This window comes from Mesorhizobium sp. B4-1-4, assembly GCF_006439395.2.
GTDB lineage: Bacteria > Pseudomonadota > Alphaproteobacteria > Rhizobiales > Rhizobiaceae > Mesorhizobium.
In genome coordinates, this window is record NZ_CP083950.1 from 4,195,001 (window position 1) to 4,200,000 (window position 5,000).

Sequence of the window (5,000 nt, forward strand, 5' to 3'; positions counted from 1 at the left end):
CCGGATCCCGCGGATCAGAGCCGTTCCTCAAGCAATTCCGGAGTGATGTTGCGGCCGGAATAGAAGATGCCCAGGATCAGCACCCGCCCACCCTCGACGGCGAAAGCGATACTGACGGCGCGCCGGTAGCCGATGATCCGCAGCCCAGGCATGGTTTCGAGCCGTTCGGTGCCTCGCTGTGGAAAAGTCGATAGGCCCAGGCAGTGATAGCGGATACCCACAACGAAATTCCAGGCGATCGCGGGCGACGCACGCTCGGCTATCGTCATGGAGCTGTTCCAGCTCGGCTTCCGCGCTGGGGTGGAAAACAATCCAATACTCCATCCCCTACTTGGCTTTCGCCTGCTTCGCACGATGACGCGCCTCGAGCCGGGAGAAAACCGTCTCGGCAGGAATACCCTTCGCCGGATCCTGCTGGAGCTCGGTCAGCCGCGCCGGGATCTCCTCGCGCAGCCACTTTTCCCGCTCCGCCTCGAAATCCTCGAGCATGCGCAGGCCGGCGCGAACAACCTCACTGGCATTGTTGTAGCGGCCTGATTCGAGTTGCTTCCTGATGAAGCGTTCGTAATGGTCGTTCAGAGCGTAATTGGGCATGGCAACCTTATGGAGAGAAGGTGGGTCGCAGGAAGATAGCAATAGATGTCAACAATTGCCAGAATTGGCCGGTCTTGCCGCGCTCTGCCTTTGATTCGATCGCCTCGCGGGGACAGGCCACGTCGCAGTGCGTCGACATCCACGTCGCCGTCGACCCGAACATGACGGCCACCGCCGAATTCGATCTTGATGATGCCACTCTTCCGACGCCGGCGCCCTAGTTTCGGCGGCGTTTCCATCACCGGCGGCGCTGCCGCAGCCGGCACATCGCGACCGGCACTAACTGCGAAGTGCCCGCTTCCGACCGAGCGCACAGGTCTTTGCGCCACCGAAAGAGCTGGCTCACATGAATGCCAGCGGAGCACGCGACTTCCGACGCCGCCACGCCGGCCTCCAACGACGTCGCAACCAGCCGCCTCTTCTCGTCGCGCGACCAGCGCCGCCGCCTCTCGACAGATGTGATGATCACCTCCGTCCGCGACATTGTCATAGGGCTACTCCTAGGATTGTCCCTAGGATTTCCGATGTTCGCCCTCAGCCGACAAGGCGGCTCTCACCGGATGGATACCTTTCCCCTCATTGGTGACCATCATCGGCTCCCAGATCAAACCGGCCGCCGGCTTGGTGCCATGCCATGCGGGCTATTTGATTTGGCTTTGGGGGTTCGATTGCCAGCGTTGATCCGGTTGCGGGGGCCAGGTCGGCATAGCAAAACGGCCCGCTGGTTTGAACCAAGCGGGCCGTTTATGATTTGGTTGCGGGGACAGGATTTGAACCTGTGACCTTCAGGTTATGAGCCTGACGAGCTACCGGGCTGCTCCACCCCGCGTCAACGCTGAGCAAGCGTTTGCTTGCGTAGTCTGCGATCGCCTGGGCGATTGCGTTACCTGACGATTGCGTTTTGCAATTGCCTTTTTTGGTTTTGCCAATGGAAAGGGCCGCGTTAGCGGCCCGAGGTTTCCCGTTGGCGGGCCATGTTCAGAGAAGATTTCCACACATTGATCCAAAAATCATTTTTGATTTTTGGAAAGCACGATGTGCGGATCAAACGTGCGTTTAGCAGACCTGGCAGCGACCTACTCTCCCGCGTCTTGAGACGAAGTACCATCAGCGCTGGAGCGTTTCACGGCCGAGTTCGGAATGGGATCGGGTGCAGCCGCTCCGCCATAACCACCAGGTCGGCAAAACGCACGTTATTCGAGAAGCTGGGTTAGGGGATTAGGCAGCAGGGAATAGTGAGTAGGAGATACCTGCTCGCCATCCGGCTGTGCCGTTGCCTGTCTTTCCGTGCCAAGGCGATGCTTTTGCAGGTTGCTTCGGGCAAAGCCCGCAAGCGCGACTGCGCGTCGCCGGTTTTCCGGCGCCCTCGCGGAGCATAGGCCCCAGAGGGGCCGCTCATGCGTGAGCGCTGGTAAGACCATCTGACTATGTCAGATGGGCATAAGGAATGAGAACGATCAAGCCGATCGAACTATTAGTACCGGTAAGCTTCAAGCGTTGCCGCTCTTCCACACCCGGCCTATCAACGTGGTCGTCTTCCACGGTTCTCAGGGAATACTCGTTTTAAGGTGGGTTTCCCGCTTAGATGCCTTCAGCGGTTATCCCGTCCGGATATAGCTACCCTGCTATGCGGCTGGCGCCACAACAGGTCCACCAGAGATCCGTCCATCCCGGTCCTCTCGTACTAGGGACAGATCCTTTCAATATTCCTACACCCACGGCAGATAGGGACCGAACTGTCTCACGACGTTCTGAACCCAACTCACGTACCGCTTTTAAATGGCGAACAGCCATACCCTTGGGACCTGCTCCAGCCCCAGGATGCGATGAGTCGACATCGAGGTGCCAAACAACCCCGTCGATATGGACTCTTGGGGGTCATCAGCCTGTTATCCCCGGCGTACCTTTTATCCGTTGAGCGATGGCCCTTCCACGCGGGACCACCGGATCACTATGACCGACTTTCGTCTCTGCTCGACTTGTCAGTCTCGCAGTCAGGCAGGCTTATGCCATTGCACTCAGCGAACGATTTCCGACCGTTCTGAGCCCACCATCGCGCGCCTCCGTTACTCTTTAGGAGGCGACCGCCCCAGTCAAACTACCCACCATACATTGTCCCGGACCCGGATAACGGGCCGCGGTTAGACATCCATAGTGATAAGGGTGGTATTTCAAGGGTGGCTCCACCTGAGCTGGCGCCCAGGTTTCAAAGCCTACCACCTATCCTACACATGCCACTACGAATGCCAATGTAAAGCTATAGTAAAGGTGCACGGGGTCTTTCCGTCTAACCGCAGGAACCCCGCATCTTCACGGGGAATTCAATTTCACTGAGTCTATGCTGGAGACAGCGGGGAAGTCGTTACGCCATTCGTGCAGGTCGGAACTTACCCGACAAGGAATTTCGCTACCTTAGGACCGTTATAGTTACGGCCGCCGTTTACTGGGGCTTCGATTCAGAGCTTGCACCCCTCCTCTTAACCTTCCAGCACCGGGCAGGCGTCAGACCCTATACGTCGCCTTGCGGCTTCGCAGAGCCCTGTGTTTTTGATAAACAGTCGCTACCCCCTGGTCTGTGCCACCCTCCTCTGCTTGCGCAGAAAAGGGTCACGCTTCTTCCGAAGTTACGCGTGCAATTTGCCGAGTTCCTTCAGCATAGTTCTCTCAAGCGCCTTGGTATACTCTACCAGACCACCAGTGTCGGTTTCGGGTACGGTCTATAAGGAGGAGCTATTTCCTGGAACCACTCCGCTGCCCGTTCAATCCGATAAGATTGGACAACTTGTGTGATCCGTCACTACCTCCAGGCCCACGAATATTAACGTGGTTCCCATCGACTACGCGTTTCCGCCTCGTCTTAGGGGCCGGCTAACCCTGCTCAGATTAACTTTAAGCAGGAACCCTTGGTCTTTCGGCGGGGGAGTCTCTCACTCCCCTTACGTTACTCATGTCAGCATTCGCACTTCTGATACCTCCACCACCCCTCACGGGTATGGCTTCATCAGCTTACAGAACGCTCCGCTACCGCTCGTGATTGCTCACGAACCCTAAGCTTCGGTGTATGGCTTTAGCCCCGTTACATTTTCGGCGCAAAGACCCTTATTTAGACCAGTGAGCTGTTACGCTTTCTTTAAATGATGGCTGCTTCTAAGCCAACATCCTGGTTGTTTTGGGATCCTCACATCCTTTCCCACTTAGCCATAACTTGGGGACCTTAGCTGTAGGTCAGGGTTGTTTCCCTTTTCACGACGGACGTTAGCACCCGCCGTGTGTCTGCCGACTAGTACTCCCAGGTATTCGGAGTTTGGTTAGGTTTGGTAATCCGGTGAGGACCCCTAGCCCATCCAGTGCTCTACCCCCTGGGGTATTCGGTCGACGCTCTACCTAAATAGATTTCGCGGAGAACCAGCTATTTCCGAGTTTGATTGGCCTTTCACCCCTAGCCACAAGTCATCCCGAACTATTGCAACAGTTATGGGTTCGGTCCTCCAGTAAGTGTTACCTTACCTTCAACCTGCTCATGGCTAGATCACTCGGTTTCGGGTCTAATGCGACGAACTGAACGCCCTGTTCAGACTCGCTTTCGCTGCGCCTACACCTACCGGTTTAAGCTTGCTCGTCACACTAAGTCGCTGACCCATTATACAAAAGGTACGTGGTCACCCTTGCGGGCTCCCACTGTTTGTAGGCAATCGGTTTCAGGTACTCTTTCACTCCCCTTGTCGGGGTGCTTTTCACCTTTCCCTCACGGTACTAGTTCGCTATCGGTCATGCACGAGTACTTAGGCTTGGAGGGTGGTCCCCCCAATTTCAGACAGGATTTCACGTGTCCCGCCTTACTCGAGGACGATTGATTGCATTACGCGTACGGGGCTGTCACCCACTATGGCCCTACTTTCCAGAAGGTTCCGCTTGTCTCTCAATCGCCACTGGCCTGGTCCGGGTTCGCTCGCCACTACTTCCGGAGTCTCGGTTGATGTCCTTTCCTACGGGTACTTAGATGTTTCAGTTCCCCGCGTTCGCCACTTTATCCCTATGTATTCAGGATAAGTTACCTATTATCGATACTTGGAAACCACAGCAGCAAGTCGGCCTTGCGACCTTCTGGCTGCTCTGATTTTCCAAGCACCTTAGGTGGGTTTCCCCATTCGGAAATCTACGGATCAAAGGGTATTCGCACCTCCCCGTAGCTTATCGCAGCGTATCACGTCCTTCATCGCCTGTGCATGCCAAGGCATCCACCAATTGCCCTTAAGACACTTGATCGTTCTCATTGCCAATGCCCACCCGCGCGATTTCGAAGAAATCGTCGCTTCAGCCAAACCCTTGCGGGATTAGCCCAAGCGCGATCTCGAAGAGATCGTCGCATAAGCGCAATCCTGTGCGGGATTGTCGCTCGATGTCAT

2 protein-coding genes, 1 tRNA gene, 2 rRNA genes and 1 pseudogene are annotated in these 5,000 nt (G+C 56.1%); all 6 read right to left on the bottom strand.

Translation table 11 applies throughout. From position 1 onward, the window contains the following. Nucleotides 1-14: 14 nt before the first annotated feature. Nucleotides 15-324 (bottom strand): annotated as a pseudogene (locus FJW03_RS20095) (type II toxin-antitoxin system RelE/ParE family toxin). Nucleotides 325-327: 3 nt separating this feature from the next. Next, nucleotides 328-594 (bottom strand): type II toxin-antitoxin system ParD family antitoxin, encoded by a 267-nt coding sequence (locus tag FJW03_RS20100; protein ID WP_140695387.1) that lies wholly within the window; start codon nt 592-594, stop codon nt 328-330. Between the two features lie 238 nt (nt 595-832). Beyond that, nucleotides 833-1,084: a transposase gene (locus tag FJW03_RS30405; RefSeq protein WP_140610572.1), complete on the bottom strand. Its 252-nt coding sequence runs from the start codon at nt 1,082-1,084 to the stop codon at nt 833-835. Nucleotides 1,085-1,346: 262 nt separating this feature from the next. Continuing rightward, a tRNA-Met gene (locus FJW03_RS20110) sits at nt 1,347-1,423 on the bottom strand. 234 nt (nt 1,424-1,657) lie between these two features. Continuing rightward, nucleotides 1,658-1,772 (bottom strand): 5S ribosomal RNA (gene rrf, locus FJW03_RS20115). A gap of 275 nt (nt 1,773-2,047) precedes the next feature. After that, nucleotides 2,048-4,860: ribosomal RNA gene (locus FJW03_RS20120) — 23S ribosomal RNA — on the bottom strand. Nucleotides 4,861-5,000 lie beyond the last annotated feature (140 nt).

Excerpts from the sequence above, each read along its gene's own strand:
- FJW03_RS30405 (WP_140610572.1), bottom strand. The coding sequence starts at position 1,084 with ATGACAATGTCGCGGACGGAGGTGATCATCACATCTGTCGAGAGGCGG.
- FJW03_RS20100 (WP_140695387.1), bottom strand. The coding sequence starts at position 594 with ATGCCCAATTACGCTCTGAACGACCATTACGAACGCTTCATCAGGAAG.